This window comes from Fontisubflavum oceani (genome assembly GCF_030407165.1).
Taxonomy (GTDB): domain Bacteria; phylum Pseudomonadota; class Alphaproteobacteria; order Rhodobacterales; family Rhodobacteraceae; genus Rhodophyticola; species Rhodophyticola oceani.
In genome coordinates, this window is record NZ_CP129111.1 from 1,573,201 (window position 1) to 1,598,015 (window position 24,815).

Sequence of the window (24,815 nt, forward strand, 5' to 3'; positions counted from 1 at the left end):
TCACCCATGAGCTTTATCGCAGAACTCCTCATTGCCCTCTCCCTCGTGGTCAGCGGCTTTTTTGGTTTCGTCGGGTCCTATGGCCTCGTGAAGCTGAAAGACACCGTGCAGCGTCTGCACGCGCCAACCAAGGCCACGACGCTTGGCGTCGGCGGCGTCTTGGCCGCCTCCTTGATCTTCTTCTACGCGGAAACCGGGCATATTTCGGTGCACGAGCTCCTAATCTCGGTGTTCCTGTTTTTGACCGCGCCGATTACCGCGAACTTCATCGCCAAAGCCTATCTGGCGCGGAACCTGCGTAAAGATCAGCTGCCGGACAGCTCGGGCGAATATGGTTGGTCGGTCTATGATGACCCGCCAGATGGTCCATCTGACAGGTGACTTTTCGCGACGGGTTCGGCAAGTCGTTTCTTCTGCGGGTCGGCAGGCTCTGGTTAAAAGGGGCGTGTCTTTGCCGCTCAATGGGCCCCCTCAAAACTGGCTACCCAGTGCAGCAATGCGTATCGTAAATAAGAACACAGCTGCGCCGACCATCGCTTGATGGCTAATCGCCTCAGCTGCAGTAATCTGTTTTGTGTGGGTTGCCTATGATGGTCAGGATGTGCTCAAACCAACCTAGCTTCGTGCGCCCGCCATATTCAGCAGCATAATGCAGGCAGTTTTGTTCTCGAGATGACCCGCTCGCGTGTAACCAGCCGTGGTTATGGTGGCCATCCTTGCCCACACTGAACCAGAGCACGGATTTCGGCCTCCTTGAAAGCGGTTATCGTTCTACATCAGAATTTTAGCCGTAAATGGCGGAGACGAAGTCCGTCACTTAATCCGCAAAACGCTTATTTTAAAGGATATAAATGCCCCATGTGACCCGAAATGTGTACCATAATGTGTACCAATATTGAGGGTTCGATTTCCAATTTCTTCAAAGTAAGGAATCGAACTTTTGCCCAAACATTCCCAAATGAAGGGCGGTACAGACACCTACTCTTGGAACTCGTCGTCAGTATCGGGCGCTGGATCAAAGTTCCCAAAGTTCATCTGTGTATACAGGTGAAGGTTGATCCTTGCCGCAGTAGCCCTCGCAAGGGACTTAATTGCATTCTGGTCACGTTCTTTCTTGAGGCCCGTAGGATCATCAATTGCAGTGGCGGCAATGACGTAGGTTGCCCAAATTCCAAGGTCTTTTGGGTAGTTTCTGCTGGCCATTGCAGCCTTCGCCGCCGCCGGGAAACCCCCATCCTCATCGCGAACCCGATAAATCTCCCAAGTATTCTGAGTCGATAGGTCTATTCGCGGCGGTATTGGATTGCCACCGCCCCCACCTTCGGTCGGACTACGGCTACTTGCCCAGTCGCCATAAATCAGACGGGCTTCGTTGTTGTTCGCTATGAGGTTGTTGAACAGAACGCGCTCATCAACGTTAGCAGAACCGCCTTCCTCGTACTGAGTGAAGCTGTCAGGAAAGCTGCTACCGCTCAAAATAACAGGAATACTGTCCCCGCGTAGCTGGACTATCCGTTTAACGATTGCATCTGCCCAAGCCGCGCGGCTTAGGATGTCATTACCCCATTCCACGTCTACAACGAACCCGAAGTTCGTGTGCTGCGTCTCGCAAACTGCATCCACAATTTCCGCCCAGTTCTTGCCGCTTGCATGCAGGTGCGAAAACCGAACTAGGAACGCGCGTTCCATGTCAGTAAATGCCGCCGCTTGGGCGCGAACGCTATCCGCGTTGGCATAGTCAACTTGAAGGCATGGGAAAGCATTGGGGTGATCTTCAAAAAAGCTCACCCAGTTTTCGTTGTCGTTTTCGCCATCAATTAGCTTTTCGAACTCATCGTGAGCGGGCTTTCGTTTCTTGGCGTCGTCCACGTTGTAGAATGGATCAATCTCCAAAAAGTATTTTCGCTCATCGCCAAAAGCATCTTCGATTTTCTCAATCGCCTTCGAAAGGTGCTTGGCATTTGGGATTGGTTTTAACCAAAAAATAGGTGTTAGGCTGTCCTTCACACCTTCGGGCAATTCCTCAACTGCCCGTAACTCAGCATTTCTCAAAAAAATTGTGGGTACGTAAGTTGCTCGAAATAAATCAATCGCCAATTACTTTAGTCCTAGCCTAATCTTCATAGCAGGTTCAGACACATCGTAGCGTTCAGCGAGAATCTTTGCAACTTCTGGTGTAGCGCGACCACCCAACTGACGCAGGCTATCAACCACACTCTTTTCGGGCATGATAAGCGACGCCCCTAGACGGTTAGCTTCCGCCTCTCGCCTATCCGACAAAGTGGAGCGGTACAAAATCGAGTCTTCGATCCCGTCTCCAATATCATCACGGTGAAGCAAGTAGTGCGCAATCTCATGTGCGATTGTGAACCGCTGACGCGGTTTCGTCTCATGACGGTTCACCCGAATACGAAAGCCTGACTCACTTGTGTCAGAAGGACCAATTTGACCAGAAATACGCGGCTTGAGTGTAGCCGCCTTGACCTCAATACCAAGCGCACGGGCAATACCCGCCACCTTAACAGGTACCTCCTGCAAGAACGGTTCAATGATCTTGCGGTGATCTTCGTCAACAAGTGCCCACTCTCGGATCAACTTACTTTGCCTTCTTCTTCGTCGTAGTCACTATCCACGGGCTGAATATCCCCGTAGATGATTTCTTTTGCTTCTTCTTTGACAAGCCGGTGCAGTTCGCCCCCATCCTCAATCGACTCTCTCAAGAACTCTTTGGCAGAGGATGAAACTTTGGACTCAATTGAGTTCCAACCGATGAAAGCGAGAATTGCTATAACGAAACCAAGCGCGGCTAGAATGATCGATACGGCGGTCATCATTATCGAAACAAAATCGACGTAACTAATTTCAACCGACGCTGGCGTGGCACGGGTCAAGGTGATTGGCGAAAAGTGTAGCAATAGTGCGCATATGCCTATGCCCAACACCACACCAAGAGCTACCAAAACCACCGTTCGCATGTGTCCCCAATTCTTCGAAACGTCTTATTTTTCTCAGGGACATAGCCGACAAACTTTGCGGCGTCTACAAACCTGCCGCACGGTAGCGCTCTAAAATCCCGGATGTCGCATGAGAACAATATAGGAACATTTGTCAAGTTTGCAAGTCTGACGCTCAGTCTTTGACCGATTGGTTGGCGGTGTCAGGAACGGCGATGCGGTGTTTGTCTGTAGTGAAACGAGGGCGCGTAGCGCCCGCTACCGGATAACGACTGTGTACCCTTGTCCAGTCAAATCGACCTTGCTGCAAATCGTGACGTTGCCGTCGCTATCGACGTTCACCGGAAAACTAGCTTCGTCGCCGTCTGCGTCATAAACAACGACAATCGGATGCAAGCCGCGTCCGTGGTCACTGGCAAGGACCACCGGGTCAACACCTTCCAACGTGAAGGTGACACCTGCAATTGGTACAGGCTGGCTTTCTTCGCGCACGTCGCCACTTTCATCGTAAAGGATCGTTGAACAAGGTGAGAACCCCGCTGCGATAAGGGCGTCCAGTGGCTTGTAGTAAGTCTCTGCGACCAGATTAACGCAAGTAGCGTGTGTCGCCCGTTTTGGCGACGTAGTGACCGCTTCGTTGGTGGCGATATCGAACAGTCCGTTCATGCTGCTTGCTCCGCAAAAACCAACCAAACGGATTCGCCCGGCACGGTTTTAACGCGAACGACGCCGTAGTTTTGACCGTCTGCGGTCTTGAGAACATCTTGCACCTTTGGCGTAACACCGGGCAAACGCTCGGATGGAATTACGAACTTGGCGTTGAATATTCGACTTCGCCGCCAACCTCGTCTGAGGTCGGTTTGGCGATGACGGCAGGAACGCCAGAATGAGTGCACACGCCCGTCTTGTACGTCCTCGAATATGGGTCGTACTGTGTCAGTGCGGCTTCGTAATAATCGATTGGCACTACCACATCAGGTAGCACGGAATCCAATGTGTCAAAGATCACGTTGGCGACGGTTAAATCGAGATTAATCATGAAAAAGCTCCTGATTAGCTCCTTGGAGATTTACCCCGCCGCATCCGGGGCGATACGGCGAGGCAAACAGAGAAAGAACATGAGCGGGGAGCTATCCGATCAATAAGCAAACTATAGCATATTATGGCTAAAAACGCACGGTGTCGCGGTTGTAGAAAAGCGTAACACCGCTCGGAATCCTTTGAGTTACAAAGGCAGAAAAGTCTAAAACTTGATTTTGCATATACTGCAACTGGGTCCCCATCTTTCGATTCTTTTGGGTCCCATTTTTCGACAACCAGCTAACATTTACGTCCGCTACATACGTGCGGCAACAGGGCGGAATCGACGGGGCTACCCCCATCCCCCCTGAGGAACCTTTGGAGGCTTTTTGAGGGCCTTTGCTGCGCAATCTGAGGCTCGACAAGGCGTGAACGTCGAGGCGTTCAATGGAGCGCTGACGCGCTCTACAGGCAATCTGTCGCGACACGGCTTAGGCGTATTTGGAAAACTGCCAGATTAGAAACCGCCACGCGCTACGCGCGATAATAGACAAAGCACCAATACGCCCACATCAAAGACTATCAGGCGAACCAAACAGACAAGTTGGCGGGCTTGGACGGTTTTGAGCGTGTTTTGGTTATCAGATAGATGTTGGGCGCGTCAGCGCCGTGTACGGGGGTGGTGGGTGGCCCCGGCTGACGCGGGCAGTATTAATAGGGATGCGCGTCAGCGCGGGTCACTACCAAAGGGGCGAAAAGATCACCAGCCATGCAAAAAGCAGGGCAAGGTTGATAGCACGGTAGATCATGCCGCATCCAAGCGGGTAAGTGCATTCCGAACAGACATTGCTTTCCATTCGCGACCGCGCGGTGTCGGCACTTTGGCTGTATTCAAGGCGTCCGCGATTTGCTGCAATGTTGAACCTGCTTTGCGCATTGGAACGACGATGTTTGCGACCTTCTGCGCAGCCGCGTCAGCGGCGGCTTTTGTTGCTTGATTTCGTTTGGCTGTGCCGGGGCGTAGGCCTCCCAGCGGCTTGGTTGAGCGAGCTAAGGCCTGTTTGGTGCGTAGGCTAATGAAGCGGCGCTCTTGTTCTGCCAGAGCCGCATATACGTGCAACTGGAACGCGTCAGCGTGGGGCATAGATGCGACGCGGATTTTAAGCTGTTTGTCTTCCATCAATGCCGCGATTTGGCTGACACGACGGCTGAGGCGATCTAGCTTTGAAACGAGTAACTCAGCCCCGTTTTCGCGGGCTAAGGCTAACGCCTCGGCTAACACTGGACGGTCAGCGTTTTTGCCGCTCTGATTTTCGGTAAAGGTGCCGATTACCACAAAGGGCGTCTCACTGTAGTTCTGCAAAAAGAGGTCTATGTCGCGTTCTTGAGCGGATAGGCCCAGACCAGATTGGCCTTGGGATTTGGTACTCACCCGGTAGTAGATTACATATCTCTTCATTTTCAAAAACCTCAATGAACGTTGTGCTTTTTATATAGCGAAAACAAACGATTCGCACCCGATTCAAGAGTGAATCAGAGGGACAGTTTGTTTCTGTTTTGGGTGTTTTTTGATGGGGCGAGCGTTGTTTTTGGCGTGTTTCTTGTTGTTATTTTTGTGCGCGTCAGCGCGGCGTAACGCAATTATGCTGCGCGTGAGAATTTCATATGTTTCGTTTTGATTGATAATTTTGAAATTTTATTTCGCGAAAGGCGAGCGCCCAGAGTGGAGCTAAAATCTATCGCAGCTACGTGTACCGAGTAAAAGATATGAAATCCACAGATTAGTGCGCGGTGGCTATCTTGTTCCACAATCTTGTAGATACCTTTTGCGGATTGAGCATGAAAAATCAGCGAATCGACACACCAAAAGGTTGCTTTAGATTGAGACTGAACGCTTGCCCCATCAAGGCAGACAACTGAAAATACGGAAAATAATTCTCAACAAAACTGCCAAACCTCGTGCTACATTTCACCCTATAGTTGCTAAATTATATTTGGGGGAAGTTGTGGAATTTACTCTTGCGACATTCAATACGTATTGGCTCTACGACAACGAGGCACCACTAGCCCGTTGGGGACTAAAGTTGCCTGACGGCGGGCTAAAGGAAAAAGTTGACCAAGTTGCAAAAGCAATTATCGGCGTTGGGGAATCTGGTGCTGATGTTGTCGCGTTGCAAGAAGTGGAAGGGCCACATGTAATCGACGCATTAATGCAGCGTCTTTCTGAGCTTAGCTCGCCCATCAAGTACTATTGGTGCAGCGAGACGCTAGACCCTTTTACCGGCCAGAACGTTGCCGTCTTAAGTAAATTTCCGGCAACTATCCAACCTGTTTTGAGACTTGATCAAACCGTAGTCCCTTATTCCGATCACCGTGGCTTTGAGAGAATGGGCAGTTTGGGCAAGTTTATGAGGGTAGACCTAGAAATAGATGGGCAAGTCCTTTCGCTGTTCAACGTCCATTTCAAGTCGAGACGCGGCGGGGTTGAAGAAACACGGCTGTTGAGGACCGTTCAAGCTCAGATAGTTCGCAACTTGACACGTCCTCGTGTCGAGCAAGGGAACTCGCGTTCCCCGTCTTTCACAGCTATCGCAGGAGACTTTAACGACACACCGAAATCGGTACCGATTGATACGGTTTTGGGCAAACACGATACAAGTTATCAGCTATTCAGCGTGACACAAACATTACCCGCTGAGGACCAATGGACCTATGTTTTCGACGGCGAAAATCAACAACTAGATCACGTCCTACTCAGCAAGTTCGCCCATGACCGTATGCTAGCGTCCGGTATAGCACGTGTACCAGACGAAGTTTCCGATCACGACATCGTTTGGGCGAAAATTAATTTGTCGCTTCCATCAAACTAAAATTGGAGAAAATCATGCATCCGATAGAACGGGCAAAATATTTTGCGCAAATTGGGAACCACGAAGACCATGAGTGGAAAGAAATGCCGTGGCCCGGTGTATACAACAAAGTCCTTTACTGCGACCCTGTGATGGGAACAACTATAGAGCTTGCGCGAATTGACAAGGGCGCTACGTTCCCAGTCCACTATCATCCAACCGTCCAAACATTGTTTTTGGTTTCTGGCCTTATCAAGGACAAAAACCGTGAAAGGATGATAACGCCGGGCACATTTGACATAATTCCCGCTGGAGAACGTCATGCCGGTTATCACGCAGTCGAGGATTCGATCCAATACAAACTGTTTTCAGCGACGCCAATGTACATCATGGAAGACAAGGAGATGTATTGCTACAAAACGGACGGAACGGTAGTGCGAATTGGCGACGCCGATTGTGATACATCATGCGAAAACATGATAATGATCTGACGAAGCGATCAATTGGTGACGACTAGAAAACGTCGTCACCTTGTCGTCACCCCTAATCAATCCAGTGTTTTCAATATCTTACGGGATCAGGGGTGACGAGTGACGACATTTTGCCGTTATCCCTTATAGCCGTATATATTTTTTTTTCGTTCGGCGTTCGGCGTTCGGCGTTCGGCGTTCGCGAACGCGCCGCAGGTCGGATTGCGTTATTGGCAGTTTAAAAATAAAGATTCTCCAGTTCTTTCAGGGGAGTGGAATCGTCGTCACTCGTCACCCGGAATCGATTAACTCATTAGAATCAAACACTTTATTAGGGGTGACGACAAGGTGACGACGGTTTTTAGTCGTCACCGTCGTCACCACTCCTAATCACCACCCGCCTGACGGCGGCACGCAAGAAACACAGAAAACAAAAGAAAAGGCCCGCTGGACGCGGGCCTGTATCAAATCAGACAATTGAGAGTTGCCAAGGTTTCCCGTGTTTCGTCTTGGTGCCTGCTTCGACCTTCACGTTGATACCATCAACCTCAAATACCCGTTCAGCCTGTGTACCAAGATATTGCCCAAAGGCTGAAGGTTTATAAAGACGTTCCCCGTCTACAACATGACGCGCAACGGGCATGTCGATATCGCGGGCGTCGGCGAACGCGGCAAGTTGCTTGGCCATTTCGCCTGTCATCGAAAGAGCGCCGCCTTTGGTCGTCGCCACGTCATACCACTGCGATACAAGTTCCCGCATTGGGTCGTCATCGTCCGCGCCCGCGACTTGTTCGATGAGCTTACGGTTCGACTGCCAGCCGTGCAGTGATGCCGCACCAAGGACTCCGCCACAGACTTCGTACCAAGAGCGGTAAGAGCCAAGCGGCTTGCCCGCTGGTTTCGGACAGCCTTTCGCCTTCCAATTCAGCACCAGAGTGCAGAGCGCCCACACAATCTGACCACGGTTTGCCAGTACCCATTCTTCGATATCGGCGTGACGCCAACCGCCTTCTGGTTCACGATCCTCTGGTTTGGCTACGCCCGCATCCAAACGGCAGAGGCTCAAACGGCGTTGAAGCTCGCGCGTAAAGCGTGGGTTGTTACCTGTGATCACGGGCGACGTTTGGTTCGGGATCGTCGCCTCTTCACTCAGCCCTAAAATGCGGCCTGTAAAATTGGTTGAGGTCAGCAACGCCGCCAAAACGGGGCTATCAACCTGACCAGCCACGTTGTCAAAGAACAAAAAGGGGTCACCCGCGCGAAGCGCTGTGAACACCTCTTTGCGGCGCTCGTCTTCGTCTTTTGGCATAGTCCGGGTGGAAGTCTTACCGTGGATAGCGACGATTGCCGTATCAGTGAGCAAAGAAGCGCCCGTACCCGCCTCTGGCTTGGTGATCAAAAGACCGGGTACCGGACCTTTGATTGCAGGGCGAACCAACGGTTGAAGAACAAAGCCGATGAACGAAAGAAGAGACGGCGGTACCGGGCGGACTTTTTTGCCCTCCGCTGGTTCTTGAATACCACATGAAACCAAGATTTCGTCGCGAGTGTAACCATCGAACGGCCAATCTCCCAACCATTCTTCGACCAAGATCGAAACCGCCTGCTTAACTTCCGCGTCCGTGGGCGTGTCGCTGATAGCTGGCAGATCAAAATCCTCTGGCAGATGCATGTAAAGGTAGGCTGATTTGTGGTACGTGTTTTTTGCCAGAAGATTCAGTTCACTATCAAATTGAACGTAGTTTGTGACTTGCCGCAAATACGGCAGCTTGGGCATTTCTGTGTTCATAACATCACGGACTACCGCAGACGGGGCGGGAACAATCCGCGAGGATTTTTCTTCGATCTTATAGAAAGGCGCGAGCTTGTTGATCAATGAGGCAAAAGCATCAACAGAATAAAGTTGAGCTTCAGTTTGCCCTTCTTCTGGCAAATGACGCACGTATCCAAGTTGGAAGCCGTAGCGCATCAAATCAGGCCGAGCGCATTTTTGGTTGCCCTTCACGAGCTTCTTAATGACGTAGCTACACTGTTCGTTGTGATCACTTTGGCCAACATAACAGCCTGCGTTGTCGTCTTGTTGGCTGGCCAGAGCCACAGACTCTTTAACGATCTTCTTTGCCTCAACGCGCCTAAGGGGGGTATTTTCGACAATAAGCGCAACCCAATTTACTTTGGCAATACTGTCAAAATCGGAGCGTGCGGCGAGTTTGTTAGTCGCGTTGCTCAGTTCCAATTCAGTGATTTCGCTTGAAAGCCCCGTCGCCAAAATGTCCATTGCCTGACTGATTTTAGAACGATCACCCTTCGCTTTGGCAGGTTGTTTCTCGTTAGCCTGCTTCGCAGAAAAGTAGGCATTGAACCAGTCGCTCAGTTTGCGCAGCTTGGCTTCGCTTTCCAAAGCATCCTCAAAGATATCGTCTACTTCGTCCTGATCGATATCCATCAGCGCGGTCGCTTCGTCCAGCAGGCGATTGATGACTTTGTGGACTACAGACTGATCAAGGTCACTGTCACGCGCCTCAAATTCAAGCTCCGCAAGCTTCTCGAAAAAATCAGCGACGGGATCGCCGGTTTTTGCACGCCAAACGGGTTCGCCAGATTTTGTATATCCAACCGGGGCGGCGGATTTCGCATGTTCAATGTCGCCGAGCGATGGGGCCAAACAGCACGCCTCAGCAACGATGTCAGCGATATTTTCGTCTTGCTCTACAAGATCGATCAAATCGCTGAGGTTTTCACGTTGCGGGGCCGTGCTCTGGGCATTCTCGATCCGCGTACGGATGTTACTGCCCGGCTGAAAATCTTTTGGGTTCAGATTGGCAGGATCGAACTCGATACCCTCCAAACCGCTGGAATAAAAGAACGTATTCCACAAAAACGGGTGTTTCTGTTGAGATTCAAAAAGACGAGTGAGTTTACTTGCCGGTTCTTCTTTCGAGACGTACGCCGATTGGCTCGCCAAAGCGGGTTCTTCTACTACCTGCATTTAAAGGTCTATCCTCTGATTTTGGGACCGCGACCGCTTGATTACATTTCAGTTTGCGGGTACTGTCCGATTGAGCAAATTTATAGACCCGCCGGTTCCAAATCCTCGGAACACACTTTTGACGAAGTGGGCGGGTCAATTCTTTCTTAGCACATATCGAATCGAATTACAGCCATCTATGGTCGCAAAAATTCATCATTTCGATTTGTCAAAGTTTATTCCCGCAAGCTAAATTTACGATATTGAGACAATACGAAGTCAGAAATTTTTTAGTTTCTAAATCCGTTCCAATCGGAACAATTTAATGAATGAGAATTAGGTTGAACTGAAAGATCATGAGAATTTTTGGAACAATTTTCTTATTTCAGGTTGGCTTCACAGGCCAACCTGTAAAGCGAGTTCATCAATAGACATACCATGCCGGATCAACGCAACTAGCCTGCTTAGTTGGGCCGGTCGGCACATAAGGCGGGTCGAATGTTGCCCATTCGACAATCGCTTCAAGGTCTTCCGTCTTCAAAAAAACGTCCTCGGCTTCCGCATGCAGCTTCAAACACTCCAAAAATTCATCGTCGTTATGAACGACACGAGTGAGTGCCGGGAACGTGTGGCGCGAAACGAAACGAAAAGGGTATTCATAGACGGCAGCACAGTCACCATTTCCCGACTGTGGAACACCAGTTACATTGCACAAATAGGTCTGCATCTTAGTTCCTCAGATATTTTTGCGACGAGGCCATTTTTTGGCACAGATTGGCCTCGCCGCGGGCCGGTAGGCGCAAGCTAGCCCCCAGCCGATTCAATTTATTTGATGCCGCCACATGCAGGGCAACACCCGCCACGTTCTAAAATTGAGTTCATCCGCATAGCCGCAAGAAGAATTGAACGGCATCCTCGCGGGCCTTCTGCGCCACTGTCTTGCCCGTCTGTGGGCAATGCATCAGCTACGAACGATAAACGATCCAGACTCGAGCTTAACAAATCAGACGACGCATAGCGGCTTTCAAAAGCTGTTCCTTGTCCGCCGCCGGAGAAATTTTGAGTTGCTGGTTGAGCGTCTTCAATTCGGCCAAAGTGTCTTGCGACACTTTCAAAAGGGCATGTGTTGTTACATCTGACAAGTGCAAGCTCCCATGGCCAAAACGCGACGGGCAATTTCTTCCGCAACGCCGTCCGATACAGCTTCTGGCGCAGTTTCGATCCTCGCCGCTGCCCGATTGCGACGCCCTGAATGTTTTACGAGACTTGAGCGCAAGTTCATAGCAAGGTTACGATGGCCTAGAGCGCTAGCTTGGGATGAAAATTCGAGCAACTGCGCTGAGATTTCTTCCATCAGATTTTGGATTGTTTCGGCCCGGATACCGTCTGTTTGAATGTTGCTTTCATCTGAAACAGGCGCGGCGTTCTGAGTTGCATAGTGCTGTTTAAGGCAAGCCAGACGCGCCTTTACGCGGGGCCGTGCGTTGCACTTACTGGCTCCAACCCGAAGGCTATTCTTGTTGGCGGAAGGGTACCTTTCGGCGCTCTCGATCCAAGCCTGCACCAACGTCTTTTCAGACCCATTTTGAGCGCTCAAAGCGAGAATCTGGCAAAACCTTTCCTCACGCTCATTTTTGAGCGGCTGGGATGGTGATTGCTCAGCCAACTGCTGCAATCTCCATGTCGAAGAACGACAATACCGCCCGGTACTCAGTCTTCGTAAGAACTACCTCCAGCGGTACGTACTGAAAGCCGCCGCCTTTCGACTTCGAGAACAGACTGCGCGGCTCATGCCCACGGCGCTTGATGTCACCAATGATACCAGAGACCAGTGGGTCGGCGCTGTTCATGTGAAAAGCCACTCCGCCTTGAAGATTTGCGGACAACATTACGCAAGCCCCAAACGGCGGGCCAAACCCATGCGGGCCGCGCCACGCAAACCGCTCTTTTCAACTTGTACAATAGCCGCCGCTGCTTCTTCCGGTGTCATGTCGCGCTTAGTCTGGCTTCCTTTTTCAAGCCAGATGTCGCGCCCATGGCCCTCGCATGAGTAATACGAGCATCCGGCTTCATTGCCGCAAGGCGCTCGTTTTCAGCATCATGGCGTTCATGTTGATTGTCCATGATAGCTTGGAAGGCCATGCGCTCCGCTTCGGCCTTCTGGAATGCGGGAAGCTTTGCATGTGCTTCCTGCTTCCAGTCGCCCGATTTCTCGCCCGTGAGCGCATGCAGCCGAACGGCTGTGATTTCGCAGAGATCGTCCTTTGTGATCGAAATACCGGCGGCTTGTGCCTCTTCGATGTACTCGGCGCTAATCGTATCGAAAGTTGCGGCAAGCGCGGCGTCGGTTTCGAGCAAAGCGCGAAATGATTGAGTATTATTTTGCATCGTTAATGGCATCCTGCAATTGCTTCTGAAAACGTTGGTTAGCGAGGTCGCGAAGGTCTTGCATACAAAGATGCAAGCCCATGCCACGCGCGGCTGAGACCAACGCAACGGCCTCTTGATTGAACCGGTTCGTTTGCTCAGGGGTAAGGGTCGAAAACAAATTAGTCATTTTGCTTCGCCGCCGCGTACAACGCCGCCTCTTGTTCTTTCCCAAATGTTCCGGGGGCCATAGCCCGGCGCAGCCAATTACATACGGCGTCCACGTGGAACGCCATGCGCCGCTGTTTGAACTCTGAGCGTTTGATCTTGCGATAAGGCAGCGGCTCTGCCGACAGGTAACGAAACGAACGAAACGATCCTGCATTTTCGCCTAATGCGTCGCTGACTTGCTGGATTGTAATAACGGGCGGCAGATTTGCCATTATGGTGATACCTCACAAGCCTGCGCATGGTGCAGGCATACAGATTGATTTGATGATTGTGCGGACGCAGCCCCCGGCTGTTGTCCATGTTGCTGCATCTTACAGCAACGAGCGGAAAAAGTCAGCCCAGCAACGGGCCAAATCTCAGGTCTTTTAGGCTGAAACGTCAGTTTTTATGACAGGAAACAGACTGTTTCCACGAAATCGCTGTAATTTCCCGCCATGCTAAACTTTTCAATGAAATCAATTACTTGACGTATAAAGATTGGATAGATAAGTCAGGATCACCGAAACGCAAATGAGAAACTAAGGTTGGCAATATGAACGAAAGGTAGGTGAAATTGATTACAGAAGCCGCGATATGTGATGCACTTGATAAAGTCGCAAGCTTGGTCGCGCTTGATGAAGCCTATCTGCCAATCTATGAGCGCCTCGAAAGTGAGTTAGAGGCCCATCAATCTCGAAATTCGGCTTTGCACCGCGCAAAAGTTCGCGCCAGTCAAAACGCCAATGGCTTCAAAAGCTTTGCGGCATGATCAAGTGACGCGCCTTGCCCATATTTGAAGCCGCCCAAGCTGTGACCCATCAAGTCTTTTCGCACACGCATGTCAATTTCCGCTGCAATCATGCGATCTTCAAAGCTATGGCGCAGGCTATAAAAGCTGTGATCAGGCGTTTCGCGCAAACCATTGTCCGTAAGGAAGTTGTTTACGGTCGCTGACACTCCCGCCTTGTCGAAGTATCGCGGGAAACCTTCTGGGCATTCGCGAAAAGCTTCAAGTGAGACGCCCAGCAAAGGCAACTCGCGCTTGGCGTTTCCGGTCTTCACTTGACGCCCATCCGTTTTGATAACGATATGAGGCACCTTCGCACTAAGATTGATTGTGCTGCCGTTCAGAGTGGTCCCCTCGCTTGGACGATAGCCAGTGTTAACCATTCCCAACAGCAAGCACCGCGCTTCTTTGTTGAGGCCGTCTAACGCACCCTTGGCAAGGATTTTGTCTTTGATCCACGTCGCTGAAAAAGGTGGTCTGGCACGTTTGTCGCCCTCAACAAATGACAAGCCACCAAGCGGAAGATCGATGTTGTATCTCTTTTTCTCGTTTACGACTCGGAGTACCTGCCCAAGATGGGTGAAGTCCTTATTTCCGCTGTTCGCGGTCAACTCTTCGCCCTCAATTCTATCGTACCACCATTCCCGAAAATCCAACATGTCGTCACGCGTGATGTTGTGGATTTTCTTGTCGCCCAATAGATCGATAAAATTCCTTACAGCTTTCTTTCGAGGGTTCTTCCAACGCCTGATTTGATCAGGGCTTTTTTGCCGTAGTTTATCTTTGGTGAAGCCGCAGTACATTTCCAGTGCTTCCGACAATTTGACATGCGGTACGTCTACCGTGCCAAGAAGCGCGGGCGCGTCCTTAGGCGAACTCACCGCCTCAACCCGCTTCAACAAATCCGCGACGGGAAGCTGTGAAACCGCATCAACGGTCTTGTAACGAAACCCGCGCTTGTCAGCGATTGCCAATGCGGCGTCTTAGCGCTCACGCGCTCCTGTTACATCCCCGGCAAGCAATAGCTCCCAGTTCTCTATAAGCTCGTTCCAATAGGCGACGGCCTTTTGTGCGGCAACGGCACGGCTGTCTGTCTTGAGCGATTTCTTGATGACTTCACGCGGCTCAACGGGCTTGAACCTGTTCGGAACTCGTCGCCGCAAGTGCCAAGTTTTTCCAATCTGAATCAAGGAATCCCGCATGGGGTAAAGCGCCTGTATACCAATTTGTGTACTGAAAAGTGTACCAAAATCGAGCGCCACGCAACCATGTTCACGCGAAACCCCTTATTTTTATGGGAAAAATAAAAATGCTGGTGGGGTTTCTGGCGGAGACGAAGGGATTCGAACCCTCGAGACGGTTTCCCGCCTACTCCCTTAGCAGGGGAGCGCCTTCGACCACTCGGCCACGTCTCCGTCGACCCGTTTAGTGGGTCCAGGGGCGGGTCACAAGATCAAATACGAAGAGGTTCCCCGCCTTGGCCAATTAGTTTGATGGGTGGCGTCGGCTTCGGGCCTAATGCGATACAAACTTGGCGCTGATCTATCTGGTTGAATAGGGCTGGCAACACTACCTGCGCGACCGGTTGACCGATGCTGATCAAGTTGTGCAGCCCCGGCGCTAGCTTACTAGGTGCGATCCTGTGCGCAGCGTCTAAGTGTTGAACAGGAAATGCAGCACGTCGCCGTCTTTGACGGTGTAGCCCTTGCCCTCCGCCCGCATTTTGCCCGCGTCTTTTGCCGGTTGTTCACCTCCGAGGGTGACGAAATCCTCATACGCAATTGTCTCGGCGCGGATGAAGCCTTTCTCGAAATCGCCATGGATCACGCCGGCGGCTTTCGGCGCCGTGGTGCCCGCGGTGATGGTCCAGGCGCGGGCCTCTTTGGGGCCGACGGTGAAATAAGTCTCGAGGTCCAAAAGCGCGTAACCAGCGCGGATCAAGCGGTCGAGCCCGGCTTCCTCCAGCCCCATTTCGCTGAGGAACATCTCGGCCTCGTCGGCGTCGAGCTGGCTGATCTCCTCCTCGATCTGGGCGGAGATCACCACATGCGCCGCGCCTTGCTCGGCAGCCATTTCCGCCACGCGGGCCGATTGGGCATTGCCCTCAGCGGCGGCGTCTTCCTCGACATTACAAACATAGAGGATCGGCTTGGTGGTCAGAAGTTGCAGCATCTCCCAGGCCTTGGCGTCTTCGGCATCAACCTCGACCATCCGCGCGGGTTTGCCGCCTTCCAGCATCGCCAAAGCGGCTTTCAGCAGGCGCTCCTGCTGAACCGCGTCCTTATCGCCGCCACGAACCTTGCGCACGATGTTCTGCATCCGCTTCTCGATGCTTTCCATATCGGCCAGCATCAACTCGGTCTCGATGGTCTCGGCATCGGCAATCGGGTCAATCCGACCATCCACATGGGTCACATCGCCATCTTCGAAACAGCGGAGCACATGGGCGATGGCATCGACTTCGCGGATGTTGGCCAGAAACTGGTTGCCCAAGCCTTCGCCCTTCGACGCGCCTTTCACCAGACCGGCGATATCGACAAAGGTGATCCGGGTCGGAATGATCTGCTTCGAGCCTGCGATCGCGGCCAGCTTGTCGAGCCGTGCGTCCGGCACCGCCACATCGCCGACATTGGGCTCAATCGTGCAGAACGGGAAATTCGCCGCTTGCGCCGCCGCCGTCCGGGTCAGTGCATTAAACAGCGTGGATTTGCCCACATTCGGCAATCCAACAATGCCCATTTTAAAACCCATGACCGGCCCCGTGTTTTGCAAGTGAATATCGCCGCGCATCTAGTTTGGCAGGAGCCTGCCCGTCAAGCCGGTCGCGATCTTGACTTGGGCCTTTCCCAAGGTAGTGTCGCGCGCGCAGGCCCCTTTGGGCTGCCCTCGCGTGGCTGAGGAGACGCCGTTTCGCGCAAACCGGGCGCCCGCCGGGTGCGCAGCAAGTCAGACCCATGTCGGTTATAGAGCAAACCAGACCCGGCCCCGTGCCGTCGGGCGGTGGCACCCGTGCTGAGGTGATGCCGCTTATCCGGCTGTCGATGCCGCTGATGATCGCCTTCGCGGCGGCCACGCTAATCGGTGTGGTCGATACGGTCATGATTGCCCCATTGGGTACCGTGCCGCTCGCGGCAGCGGGCATCACCACCGCGTTTCTGATCATCATGATCTCGGCTCTTTGGGGTCTTGTGACCGTGATTGGGGTGGAGATTGCGCAGGCCCATGGCGCGGATGACGCCAAAGAAGTGTCTGCACATCTGCGCAACGGTCTGGCGCTCTGTGCCATCGGCGCGGCCGGGGCTGGAGCGTTGATGCTCATCGCGTTCCCGTTTCTGACCTGGCTCAACCAGCCGCCGGAAGTGCTGGCGATCCTCTTGCCCTATTGGATCAGCATGGCGATTTGGCTGGTGCCGATCCTGATGTTCTTCGCCTTCAAGACTCTCTTCGACACAGTTGGGCGGCCTTGGACCGGTGTTGCGATCTCCTATCTCGGCGTGGTGGTGAACGTTCCGCTGAACTACGGGCTGATCCATGAGGTTGGAATGGGGCTGGTGGGCGCGGGTATTGCCAGTGTGTTGTCCAGCCTCGCATCGCTTGTCGTTGCCTGGATGTTCTGGCGCCGCTCGCCAGATCTGGCGGCCTATCGTCAGGTGGTGCCAGTCACTTGGGCGCGGATCAAATCGCTTTACCGCGAGGGCCTGCCGATCTGTATCGGCTATGCGGGCGAGGGCGGGGCGTACGCTTTTCTCGGTATCATGCTCGGCTGGTTTGGCGCGGTTGAACTGGCCGCGAACCAGGTGGTGAACGCCATTGGCGGTGTATTTTATGTGATCCCCCTTGGTATGGCGAGCGCGGTGTCGATCCGGATCGGTTTGGCCGTCGGCAGGTCGGAACGCGCCCGGTTGCGTCCGATCCTGAGCGCGGCGCTCTGGATCATCACTCTGTGGATGCTGGCCATCACAGCGCTCTACATCTTCGGGGGCCGTGCCATGTCCGAAGCGCTGACGGAGGATCAGGCCGTCGTCGACCTCGCCGTGGGTCTCTTCATTGTGGCGGCCCTGGTGCAGGTGGCCGATGGGATCCAATCCAGCACACTTGGCGCGCTCAGGGGCATGTCGGATAACCGCGTGCCGACTGCGATGACACTGATCAGCTATTGGCCTCTGGCGCTGCCCGCTGCCTATGTGATCGGCTTCCCGATGGGTTATGGCGCGATCGGGGTTTGGGCGGGCTATGGCACCGGTATCGGATTGGTGGCGGTCTTGCTCTCCGTCCGCTTCTGGCGACAAACCGCGCCGCGTTGATCGCAAATGTGCTAGAACAGCACCATTCGAAACGCGTGCGAAGAGGCCCATTATGACCCCGATTCCCTATCTGACCTTCCAGGGCACCTGCCGGGAGGCGATGACATTCTATGCCGACGTCTTTGGCGGCGAGATCGATATGATGATGAAACCGGGCGATGCGCCCGATTTCGAGGTGCCGCCCGGCAAAGAAGACTGGGTCATGCATACCGGCCTGCAATTCGAGGGCGGCGGCGCGATTTTCGCCTCCGACGATATGTTCGGCGATGCAGAACCGATGCAGGGCAGTTCGATCCATATGGCCTTTCCAACCGCCGAAGAGGGCCGCGTGGCCTTCGAGAGGCTCGCGGAGGGCGGCGAGGTCAGGATGCCTTATGGCGAGACCTTCTGGACACCCGGCTTTGGAACACTGCGGGATCGCTTCGGGATCAACTGGATGATCTCCACCAACGAACACATCTCCTGAACGCGCCGAATTTCTCGCGATATCCGGACGGAACGCGCCTGTTTCCCGGTGCCCATTGATTTCCTGCGCCACATGGCCCAAACCCGCGCGAGGACATCGCTGAGGGACGGCCCATGACCAGGATCGACGACACATTTGCGCGGCTCAATGCGGAGGGCAGGAAAGCCTTTGTGGCCTATGTGATGGCAGGCGATCCGAATTATGAGACATCGCTTGAGGTCGTGAAGGGCCTGCCAAGCGCAGGTGTGGATATCATCGAACTCGGCTTGCCTTTCACCGACCCGATGGCCGATGGACCGACGATCCAACTGGCCGGGCAACGTGCGCTGGAAGCCGGGCAGACACTTGAAAAGACCCTGCAAATGGCGCGCGAACTGCGCAAAGAGGATGACAAGACGCCGATTGTGATGATGGGCTATTACAACCCGATCTATAATCGCGGCGTCGATCAGTTTCTGGCCGATGCGAAAGCGGCGGGGATTGATGGGCTGATCGTGGTCGATTTGCCGCCGGAAGAGGATGATGAGCTTTGTATCCCGGCGCAGAAGGCGGGGTTGAACTTCATCCGCCTGGCCACGCCGACCACCGATGATGCGCGCTTGCCCAAAGTCCTGCAAAACACCTCGGGCTTTGTTTATTACGTGTCGATCACCGGCATCACCGGCGCAGCCGACGCGCAAGCGGGCGATGTCGGCCCAGAGGTCGCTCGGATCAAGGCGCAGACCGATCTACCGGTGATTGTTGGCTTTGGGATCAAGACGCCTGAGGCGTCGGAGTCCATCGCCAGCGTAGCAGATGGTGCGGTTGTGGGCTCGGCGATTGTGTCTGAGATTGCCGCAGGCAAACCTGTGTCTGAAGTCTTGGATTTCGTCAAATCCCTCGCGGACGGCGCGCATCGGGCCTAGCGCGACGGGCGGTATCACTTCGCCGCATTGCTTAAAATCGAGCGCATTGGTAACCCTTCTTGACCAATACGTGCCGGAAGGGGAGCCGATGCCCGTCATTACCGAGATCGAAGACTTGCGCCGCCTGCATGAGCGCCGCACGCCGCGGATGTTCTACGATTATGCGGAATCCGGCAGTTGGACCGAGCAGACCTTCCGCGAGAACAGCTCCGATTTCGATCTGATCCGGCTGCGCCAGCGCATCGCGGTGGATATGGCGGGACGCTCCACCGCCAGCCAGATGATTGGTGAGGATGTCTCCATGCCGGTGGGTCTCGCACCAGTCGGACTGACGGGGATGCAATGCGCCGATGGTGAGATCAAAGCGGCCCGCGCGGCGGAGAAATTTGGCGTGCCGTTTTGCCTCTCCACCATGTCGATCTGTTCCATCGAAGACGTTGCGGCGCATACGTCGAAACCGTTCTGGTTCCAAGTTTACACGTTGAAAGACGACGAGTTCATGCAGCGCCTGTTTGATCGGGCGCGGGCGGCGAACTGTTCCGCCATTGTCATCACGGTCGATCTGCAGATCATGGGGCAGCGCCACAAGGATCTGAAAAATGGCCTCTCCGCCCCGCCAAAATTCACCGTCAAAAGCATGGCCAATCTGGCCACGAAAGTCCCTTGGGGTCTGGAAATGCTTGGCACCAAGCGCCGCTTTTTCGGCAATATCGTGGGCCACGCAAAGGGGGTGAGCGATCCATCCTCACTGGCCTCCTGGACGGCCGAAGCCTTCGACCCCTCGCTCGACTGGGAACGGATCAAACAGTTCCGCAAGATGTGGGGCGGCAAGGTGATCCTGAAAGGGATTTTGGATGTTGAGGACGCGATCAAGGCCGCAGAGGTCGGGGCCGATGCGATTGTTGTGTCGAACCATGGCGGGCGGCAATTGGATGGCGCGCTCAGTTCGATCAAGATGCTGGAGCCGATTGTGGAGGCCGTAGGTGACAAAGTCGAAATCCACCTCGATAGCGGTATCCGTTCAGGCCAAGACGTGCTGAAGGCGCTCGCGATGGGGGCCAAGGGCACTTATATCGGGCGGGCCTTTGTGAATGGTCTTGGGGCCATGGGGGAGGCGGGCGTGACCAAAGCGCTGGAGATCATCCATAAAGAACTGGACGTGACCATGGCGCTTTGCGGCGAGCGGGATGTGGCCAATCTGGGCAAACATGATCTACTTGTGCCCAAGGATTTTCACGGCGATTGGGCGTGACGCGCCTGCCGTGAGCGCAGCAATAGCGCGAGGATCGGCGCGATCAAGGCCAGCCCGCCCACCACGGCAAACGCTACGCGGAGCCCATAGGCGTCGGACACTTGCCCCATCACGATCGGCGCCAACAAGAAGGCGGCGAAGCCCATCACATTGACCCAGGCGACGGCCGATGTGCGATGCGCGGGGGCACCAGACGGCCCACAAGCGCCAAGGCCATCGGTCCCACAACCGAGACGCCAAGCCCAATGATGCCGAAGCCGATATAGGCCAGGAGCGGTCCGCCTGTGATGGCGGCCAGAAACGCGCCGGTGCAAGCCATGACGGCACCAAGCGTGATGATCGAGACATCGTCGAAACGACCCGTGATGGCTTGGCCTGAGAACCGCCCAAGCGCCATGGTCAGCCCCAGGATTGCTGGCCCGAACGCGCCCTCCGCCGCGCGGCCGTCAAGGGTGCGCTCGATATGAAGCGCGGACCAGCTTTCCACCACGGCCTCGACAAAGAACGCCGTCAAAACGATCCCGCCGCACAGCAGCACAATCGCCCAGGGCAGACGCACCGCTCTCCGCTCGGCCTCGGAAACATGTGTCACTTCGGTCCGCATGCCAAGGCTCAGAAGCGCCACCACAAGCGCCAGGGCGGTGAAAATCGCCGCGGCGGAAAACCCGGCCTCGCGGGCCAGGCCGGTTGCCATGGCGCTGAGCGCATAGGCGATGGAAAACATGCCATGATTGGCGTTCATCAAGGAGCGATTGTGCCGCGCCTCCAGCTCCGAGACCCGCGCGTTGGAGACGATATCGAGAAGCCCCGACCCAAGGCCCAGACCGACCATTGCCAACAGAAATACGGTCGCCGTCCCCGCCAAGCCGGGCACCAAATAGGCGACCGCAACGACCAGCGTTGCCATTGGAAGTGAGAATGCGCCCATGCGGCGGTCGAATATCGGCGCCAGCCAGAGCGTTGCCAGAAGTCCGATCGGGCTGCCCAAAAGCAAAAGTCCGAAGAGCGCATCATCCGCCCCGATCTGTGCCTTTAGCACCGGCACCAAGGCGGCAAAGCTGCCCCATAACAACCCCATCGCCACGAACCCAAGCGCGGCGCGACGAGACAGGTGGAGGGCGGTCAGAACAGACATAAAATCGCGCATGACACGGGCCGCGAAACGGCACAAGCCGTCAAATGGAGAATCACCTTTTCAAATCTGGCGATCTGCCCTATACGCACGGCTTCTCGCGGCCCGACACCCTTGGAGGCAGCCGCAGTTTACATTGATGGAGAATAGCAATGGCTGGTGAGATTCCTGATCTCGAAGCCGAGGCACGGACGGGGACAGGCAAGGGGGCCGCTCGTCAAGCACGCCGTGAAGGCAAAGTGCCCGGTATCGTTTATGGTGGTGGCGTAGATCCGCTGCCAATCAACATCCCCTTTAACGTTCTGCTGAAGCGGCTGAAGCAAGGCCGGTTCCTCTCGACGCTTTTCAACATGAAGGTCGAGGGCCAGGACGATGTGCGCGTGATCTGCCGGAACGTGCAGCGCGACGTGGTCAAAGACCTGCCGACGCATGTGGATTTCATGCGCCTGCGCCGCAACACGCGGATCAACCTCTTCATTCCTGTTGAGTTCATCAACGAGGATGAGGCGCCCGGCCTGAAGCGCGGTGGCGTGTTGACCGTTGTGCGTCCCGAAGTGGAACTGATGGTGACCGCGGGTGATATCCCCGAGAAGCTGGTGGTCGATTTGGCCGGTCTGAACGTGGGCGACACGATCACGATCAGCGCGATCAGCTTGCCGGAAGGCACGCGGCCGATCATCGACCGTGATTTCGTGATTGCCAACCTGACGGCACCGTCCAGCTTGGTCTCCGCCGACAATGCCGATGAGGACGAGGCCACCGAGGCCGAAGCCGGCGAAGAGGCGACCGAAGAGGCGGGCGAAGAGGCGTAAGCCACACGCCCGAAAGACAATTGAGACGCCGCGCGAGCCCTGCTTCGCGCGGCGTTTTTCTTTGACAGGCTGGCCGCACCTTGGCGAGATGGGCCGCGGAGAGGGAGGCGTCATGCAGCGACGGGTGTTTTTGGCAAGTGGTGTCGTGGCGGGTCTCTTCGGGCGGCATGCATTGGGGGATGAGGTTGTGCGGGCAAATGGGTTCTGGATGCCAGAGGAGGCTGAGCCGCATCAGCGCAGTTTCATGCAATGGCCGGTGAACCGTGGGGTACATCCTGATCGGGTTTTCCTTGAGATGCTGCAACAATCGATCGCAGATATCGCCAACGCGATTGCCGATTTTGAGCCGGTGGTGATGTTGATGGAGGCCCGGTTCGCGCCGCAGGCGCGCCGGATGCTGTCCGACGCCGTCGAGATTTGGGACATCCCAACCGATGATCTCTGGTGCCGCGATTCCGGGCCGGTGTTTCTACGCAATGCGGCGGGCGACCTCGCTGTGGCTCAGCTGAATTTCAACGGGTGGGGCGGGAAACAGACTCATGCACATGATGGGGAGATCGCCGCGCGGGTCGCGGATCGGCTCGGTTTGCCGTTGATTGAGAGCGGTTTGGTCGGCGAAGCGGGCGGGCTGGAAAGCGACGGCGATGGCACATTGATCGCGCATGAAAGCTCCTGGGTGATCGATAACCGGAACCCGGGGCTGAGCCGAGAGGAGATTGAGGCGCGTCTCCTATCGGTTCTGGGCGCCCGCAAGATGATCTGGGCACCTGGCGTCGTGGGGGCGGATATCACCGATTACCACATCGACTCGCTTGCGCGATTTTCCGAGCCGGGCAAGGTGGTGATCCAGATGCCGGAGGCCCCGCGGCGGGGGGATCCGTGGTCTCGCGCCGCGTTTGAAACCTATGACATCCTCGCCGCTGCGACCGATGCAGAGGGGCGCGCGTTGGAGATGGTCGTTATCCCGGAGCCTTGGGACACGCGCGTGACCTCGGACGATTTTGTCGCCTCTTACGTGAACTATTATGTGTGCAACGGCGCGGTGATTGCGGCGCAGTTTGGCGATGCAGAAACCGACGCCGAAGCGGAGGCGACCCTCGCGCGGCTCTATCCTGGGCGCGAGATCGTTATGCTGGACGTCGATCCGGTGGGCGAGGTGGGTGGCGGCATCCATTGCGCGACGCAACAGATGCCAGCGGTTTAAGCGGCGGTATCCAAAGCGGTCACCGTGCCGGGCCCGTAAAGCGCGCCGAACTCGGTGCTGAGGAAATCCGACAGCCCCACCTGCTCTTGGCCGACAAATCCGGCCTGAGGCAAGCGGCCTTGCCGCATCAGATCGACGACGGCGGTGACACCGGCGGCGGTGGTCACCTGAATGGCGCTCCAGGTCTTGCCAGCGATCTCTCGGGCGGTGGATTTGTTGATATAAGAGCGTTCGGTGAACACCCCGTCGCGCAGGCCGGTTGCCGTGCAATAGACCAAGACCATGTCTTGCTTGGTGCGGGGCAGGGCGGTTTCGAAGACTTCTTTTAGAAGATCGCGGCGGCGCCCAAGGCCCAGATCATCCAGAAGCAGCTTGATGATATCGCGATGACCAGGGTAGCGGATCGTCCGATAAGATACGCGCCGCGCCTTGCCGGCAAGGCTTTCCGACAGGGTCCCGAGCCCGCCCGAGGTGTTAAAACACTCGTATTCGACACCGTCATGGCCAATGATTTCCAGGTCTTCCAGCGGTGCAAGCTTGACCGGCTGCCCGTCGATCAGAGCGTCGCAATGGTTAAGATACTCGTTGATCAGCCCATCGGTGGACCAGGTGAGATTGTATTTCAGCGCGTTGGTTGGATAGAGCGGCAAGGCACCCACGCGGAGCGACAGTGTGTCGAGCTCATCGAATTGTGCGGCCAGATCGGCACCCGCGATCCCGACAAAGCCGGGGGCCAGGCCACATTGCGGCATGAAAGCTGTGTTTGCGCCCTCGGCCAAGCCGCGCACGGCGTCGGTCGCGGCCACATCTTCGGTCAGATCGAAGTAATGCGCGCCTGCGGCTTTGGCGGCGGTCGCAATCGCAGGCGTGAGGAAGAACGGCGCCGCGCTGATCACCGCGTCGCAGCCGGTGAGCGCTTGCGTCAGGGCCGGGGCATCGGTGACATCGGCTTGCAGAACTTGAACGCCGGGTGTTCCGATTTGCGTCAGGCTCTCTGTGTCGTGATCAATGACCCGAATGTCATAGTGCGATGAGGTTTTGAGGAGTGCCGTAATCATGCGCCCAATCTTGCCCGCACCCACAATCCCTACCGTCCAACGCGCCATTGAGCTCTC

Annotated in this window: 28 protein-coding genes and 1 tRNA gene; 10 read left to right on the forward strand and 19 right to left on the reverse strand. The window is 55.0% G+C overall.

Features of this window, described 5'->3' with window-relative positions; translation table 11 throughout:
* Nucleotides 1-6 precede the first annotated feature (6 nt).
* Nucleotides 7-381: a Na+/H+ antiporter subunit G gene (locus QTA57_RS08155; protein ID WP_290154430.1), complete on the forward strand. Its 375-nt coding sequence runs from the start codon at nucleotides 7-9 to the stop codon at nucleotides 379-381.
* Nucleotides 382-978: 597 nt separating this feature from the next.
* On the opposite strand, the gene QTA57_RS08160 is transcribed toward QTA57_RS08155, so the two are convergent.
* The 6 genes from QTA57_RS08160 to QTA57_RS08185 form a co-directional block, all read right to left on the reverse strand.
* Nucleotides 979-2,097, reverse strand: a complete 1,119-nt coding sequence (locus QTA57_RS08160; RefSeq protein ID WP_290154431.1) for a beta family protein — start codon at nucleotides 2,095-2,097, stop codon at nucleotides 979-981.
* Nucleotides 2,098-2,595: an ImmA/IrrE family metallo-endopeptidase gene (locus tag QTA57_RS08165; RefSeq protein WP_290154432.1), complete on the reverse strand. Its 498-nt coding sequence runs from the start codon at nucleotides 2,593-2,595 to the stop codon at nucleotides 2,098-2,100.
* On the reverse strand, nucleotides 2,592-2,891 hold the full coding sequence (locus QTA57_RS08170) for a hypothetical protein (RefSeq protein ID WP_290154433.1): 300 nt from the start codon (nucleotides 2,889-2,891) through the stop codon (nucleotides 2,592-2,594). The genes QTA57_RS08165 and QTA57_RS08170 overlap by 4 nt, the downstream gene beginning before the upstream one ends.
* A gap of 321 nt (nucleotides 2,892-3,212) precedes the next feature.
* Nucleotides 3,213-3,620 (reverse strand): hypothetical protein, encoded by a 408-nt coding sequence (locus QTA57_RS08175; RefSeq protein WP_290154434.1) that lies wholly within the window; start codon nucleotides 3,618-3,620, stop codon nucleotides 3,213-3,215.
* Nucleotides 3,621-3,759: 139 nt separating this feature from the next.
* Nucleotides 3,760-3,993 (reverse strand): hypothetical protein, encoded by a 234-nt coding sequence (locus tag QTA57_RS08180; RefSeq protein ID WP_290154435.1) that lies wholly within the window; start codon nucleotides 3,991-3,993, stop codon nucleotides 3,760-3,762.
* Nucleotides 3,994-4,779: 786 nt separating this feature from the next.
* Nucleotides 4,780-5,448, reverse strand: a complete 669-nt coding sequence (locus QTA57_RS08185) for a recombinase family protein (RefSeq protein WP_290154436.1) — start codon at nucleotides 5,446-5,448, stop codon at nucleotides 4,780-4,782.
* A gap of 532 nt (nucleotides 5,449-5,980) precedes the next feature.
* Here QTA57_RS08185 and QTA57_RS08190 point away from each other — a divergent pair.
* Both QTA57_RS08190 and QTA57_RS08195 read left to right on the forward strand, forming a co-directional pair.
* A complete protein-coding gene (locus QTA57_RS08190; RefSeq protein ID WP_290154437.1) occupies nucleotides 5,981-6,844 on the forward strand; it encodes an endonuclease/exonuclease/phosphatase family protein in 864 nt (287 codons plus the stop codon).
* Between the two features lie 14 nt (nucleotides 6,845-6,858).
* A complete protein-coding gene (locus QTA57_RS08195) occupies nucleotides 6,859-7,314 on the forward strand; it encodes a cupin domain-containing protein (RefSeq protein WP_290154438.1) in 456 nt (151 codons plus the stop codon).
* Between the two features lie 448 nt (nucleotides 7,315-7,762).
* On the opposite strand, the gene QTA57_RS08200 is transcribed toward QTA57_RS08195, so the two are convergent.
* The 6 genes from QTA57_RS08200 to QTA57_RS08225 form a co-directional block, all read right to left on the reverse strand.
* Entirely contained in the window at nucleotides 7,763-10,282 is a 2,520-nt protein-coding gene (locus QTA57_RS08200) for a hypothetical protein (protein ID WP_290154439.1), read from the reverse strand.
* A 403-nt stretch (nucleotides 10,283-10,685) separates the two neighbouring features.
* Nucleotides 10,686-10,988 (reverse strand): hypothetical protein, encoded by a 303-nt coding sequence (locus tag QTA57_RS08205; protein ID WP_290154440.1) that lies wholly within the window; start codon nucleotides 10,986-10,988, stop codon nucleotides 10,686-10,688.
* A 402-nt stretch (nucleotides 10,989-11,390) separates the two neighbouring features.
* Entirely contained in the window at nucleotides 11,391-11,927 is a 537-nt protein-coding gene (locus QTA57_RS08210; RefSeq protein ID WP_290154442.1) for a hypothetical protein, read from the reverse strand.
* Nucleotides 11,920-12,111 (reverse strand): hypothetical protein, encoded by a 192-nt coding sequence (locus QTA57_RS08215; protein WP_290154443.1) that lies wholly within the window; start codon nucleotides 12,109-12,111, stop codon nucleotides 11,920-11,922. The genes QTA57_RS08210 and QTA57_RS08215 overlap by 8 nt, the downstream gene beginning before the upstream one ends.
* A 136-nt stretch (nucleotides 12,112-12,247) precedes the next feature.
* Nucleotides 12,248-12,649 carry a hypothetical protein gene (locus QTA57_RS08220; RefSeq protein ID WP_290154444.1) on the reverse strand — a complete coding sequence of 134 codons (402 nt, stop codon included), beginning with the start codon at nucleotides 12,647-12,649 and terminating at the stop codon, nucleotides 12,248-12,250.
* A 161-nt stretch (nucleotides 12,650-12,810) separates the two neighbouring features.
* Nucleotides 12,811-13,071, reverse strand: a complete 261-nt coding sequence (locus QTA57_RS08225) for a hypothetical protein (protein WP_290154445.1) — start codon at nucleotides 13,069-13,071, stop codon at nucleotides 12,811-12,813.
* Between the two features lie 335 nt (nucleotides 13,072-13,406).
* Between QTA57_RS08225 and QTA57_RS08230 the strand changes: the two genes are divergently transcribed.
* Nucleotides 13,407-13,607: a hypothetical protein gene (locus QTA57_RS08230; protein WP_290154446.1), complete on the forward strand. Its 201-nt coding sequence runs from the start codon at nucleotides 13,407-13,409 to the stop codon at nucleotides 13,605-13,607.
* On the opposite strand, the gene QTA57_RS08235 is transcribed toward QTA57_RS08230, so the two are convergent.
* From QTA57_RS08235 to ychF, 4 genes are all read right to left on the reverse strand, one after another.
* Nucleotides 13,571-14,599: a site-specific integrase gene (locus tag QTA57_RS08235; protein WP_330696788.1), complete on the reverse strand. Its 1,029-nt coding sequence runs from the start codon at nucleotides 14,597-14,599 to the stop codon at nucleotides 13,571-13,573. The two genes, QTA57_RS08230 and QTA57_RS08235, sit on opposite strands and share 37 nt — an antisense overlap.
* Before the next feature lie 9 nt (nucleotides 14,600-14,608).
* Nucleotides 14,609-14,887: a DUF6538 domain-containing protein gene (locus QTA57_RS18400; RefSeq protein WP_330696789.1), complete on the reverse strand. Its 279-nt coding sequence runs from the start codon at nucleotides 14,885-14,887 to the stop codon at nucleotides 14,609-14,611.
* 63 nt (nucleotides 14,888-14,950) lie between these two features.
* Nucleotides 14,951-15,040 (reverse strand) — tRNA-Ser (locus tag QTA57_RS08240).
* 238 nt (nucleotides 15,041-15,278) lie between these two features.
* Entirely contained in the window at nucleotides 15,279-16,376 is a 1,098-nt protein-coding gene (gene ychF, locus QTA57_RS08245) for a redox-regulated ATPase YchF (RefSeq protein WP_290154821.1), read from the reverse strand.
* 203 nt (nucleotides 16,377-16,579) lie between these two features.
* Between ychF and QTA57_RS08250 the strand changes: the two genes are divergently transcribed.
* The 4 genes from QTA57_RS08250 (at nucleotide 16,580) to QTA57_RS08265 (ending at nucleotide 20,552) form a co-directional block, all read left to right on the forward strand.
* Nucleotides 16,580-17,929, forward strand: a complete 1,350-nt coding sequence (locus tag QTA57_RS08250; RefSeq protein WP_290154447.1) for an MATE family efflux transporter — start codon at nucleotides 16,580-16,582, stop codon at nucleotides 17,927-17,929.
* Between the two features lie 52 nt (nucleotides 17,930-17,981).
* Nucleotides 17,982-18,395, forward strand: a complete 414-nt coding sequence (locus tag QTA57_RS08255) for a VOC family protein (protein ID WP_290154449.1) — start codon at nucleotides 17,982-17,984, stop codon at nucleotides 18,393-18,395.
* Between the two features lie 113 nt (nucleotides 18,396-18,508).
* Nucleotides 18,509-19,300, forward strand: coding sequence for a tryptophan synthase subunit alpha (gene trpA / locus QTA57_RS08260; RefSeq protein ID WP_290154450.1), 792 nt, complete (start codon nucleotides 18,509-18,511; stop codon nucleotides 19,298-19,300).
* A gap of 88 nt (nucleotides 19,301-19,388) precedes the next feature.
* Nucleotides 19,389-20,552, forward strand: coding sequence for an alpha-hydroxy acid oxidase (locus QTA57_RS08265; RefSeq protein WP_145215482.1), 1,164 nt, complete (start codon nucleotides 19,389-19,391; stop codon nucleotides 20,550-20,552).
* Here the strand turns inward: QTA57_RS08265 and QTA57_RS08270 are convergent.
* Nucleotides 20,534-20,698 carry a hypothetical protein gene (locus QTA57_RS08270; RefSeq protein WP_290154451.1) on the reverse strand — a complete coding sequence of 55 codons (165 nt, stop codon included), beginning with the start codon at nucleotides 20,696-20,698 and terminating at the stop codon, nucleotides 20,534-20,536. The genes QTA57_RS08265 and QTA57_RS08270 overlap by 19 nt on opposite strands.
* On the reverse strand, nucleotides 20,698-21,687 hold the full coding sequence (locus QTA57_RS08275; protein WP_290154454.1) for an MFS transporter: 990 nt from the start codon (nucleotides 21,685-21,687) through the stop codon (nucleotides 20,698-20,700). The genes QTA57_RS08270 and QTA57_RS08275 overlap by 1 nt, the downstream gene beginning before the upstream one ends.
* Before the next feature lie 149 nt (nucleotides 21,688-21,836).
* On the opposite strand from QTA57_RS08275, the gene QTA57_RS08280 reads away from it, so the two are divergent.
* Both QTA57_RS08280 and QTA57_RS08285 read left to right on the forward strand, forming a co-directional pair.
* Nucleotides 21,837-22,496, forward strand: coding sequence for a 50S ribosomal protein L25/general stress protein Ctc (locus tag QTA57_RS08280; protein ID WP_145215488.1), 660 nt, complete (start codon nucleotides 21,837-21,839; stop codon nucleotides 22,494-22,496).
* Nucleotides 22,497-22,608: 112 nt separating this feature from the next.
* A complete protein-coding gene (locus QTA57_RS08285) occupies nucleotides 22,609-23,700 on the forward strand; it encodes an agmatine deiminase family protein (RefSeq protein ID WP_290154457.1) in 1,092 nt (363 codons plus the stop codon).
* Here the strand turns inward: QTA57_RS08285 and QTA57_RS08290 are convergent.
* Nucleotides 23,697-24,806, reverse strand: coding sequence for a saccharopine dehydrogenase family protein (locus QTA57_RS08290; RefSeq protein ID WP_290154459.1), 1,110 nt, complete (start codon nucleotides 24,804-24,806; stop codon nucleotides 23,697-23,699). The genes QTA57_RS08285 and QTA57_RS08290 overlap by 4 nt on opposite strands.
* Nucleotides 24,807-24,815: the final 9 nt, after the last annotated feature.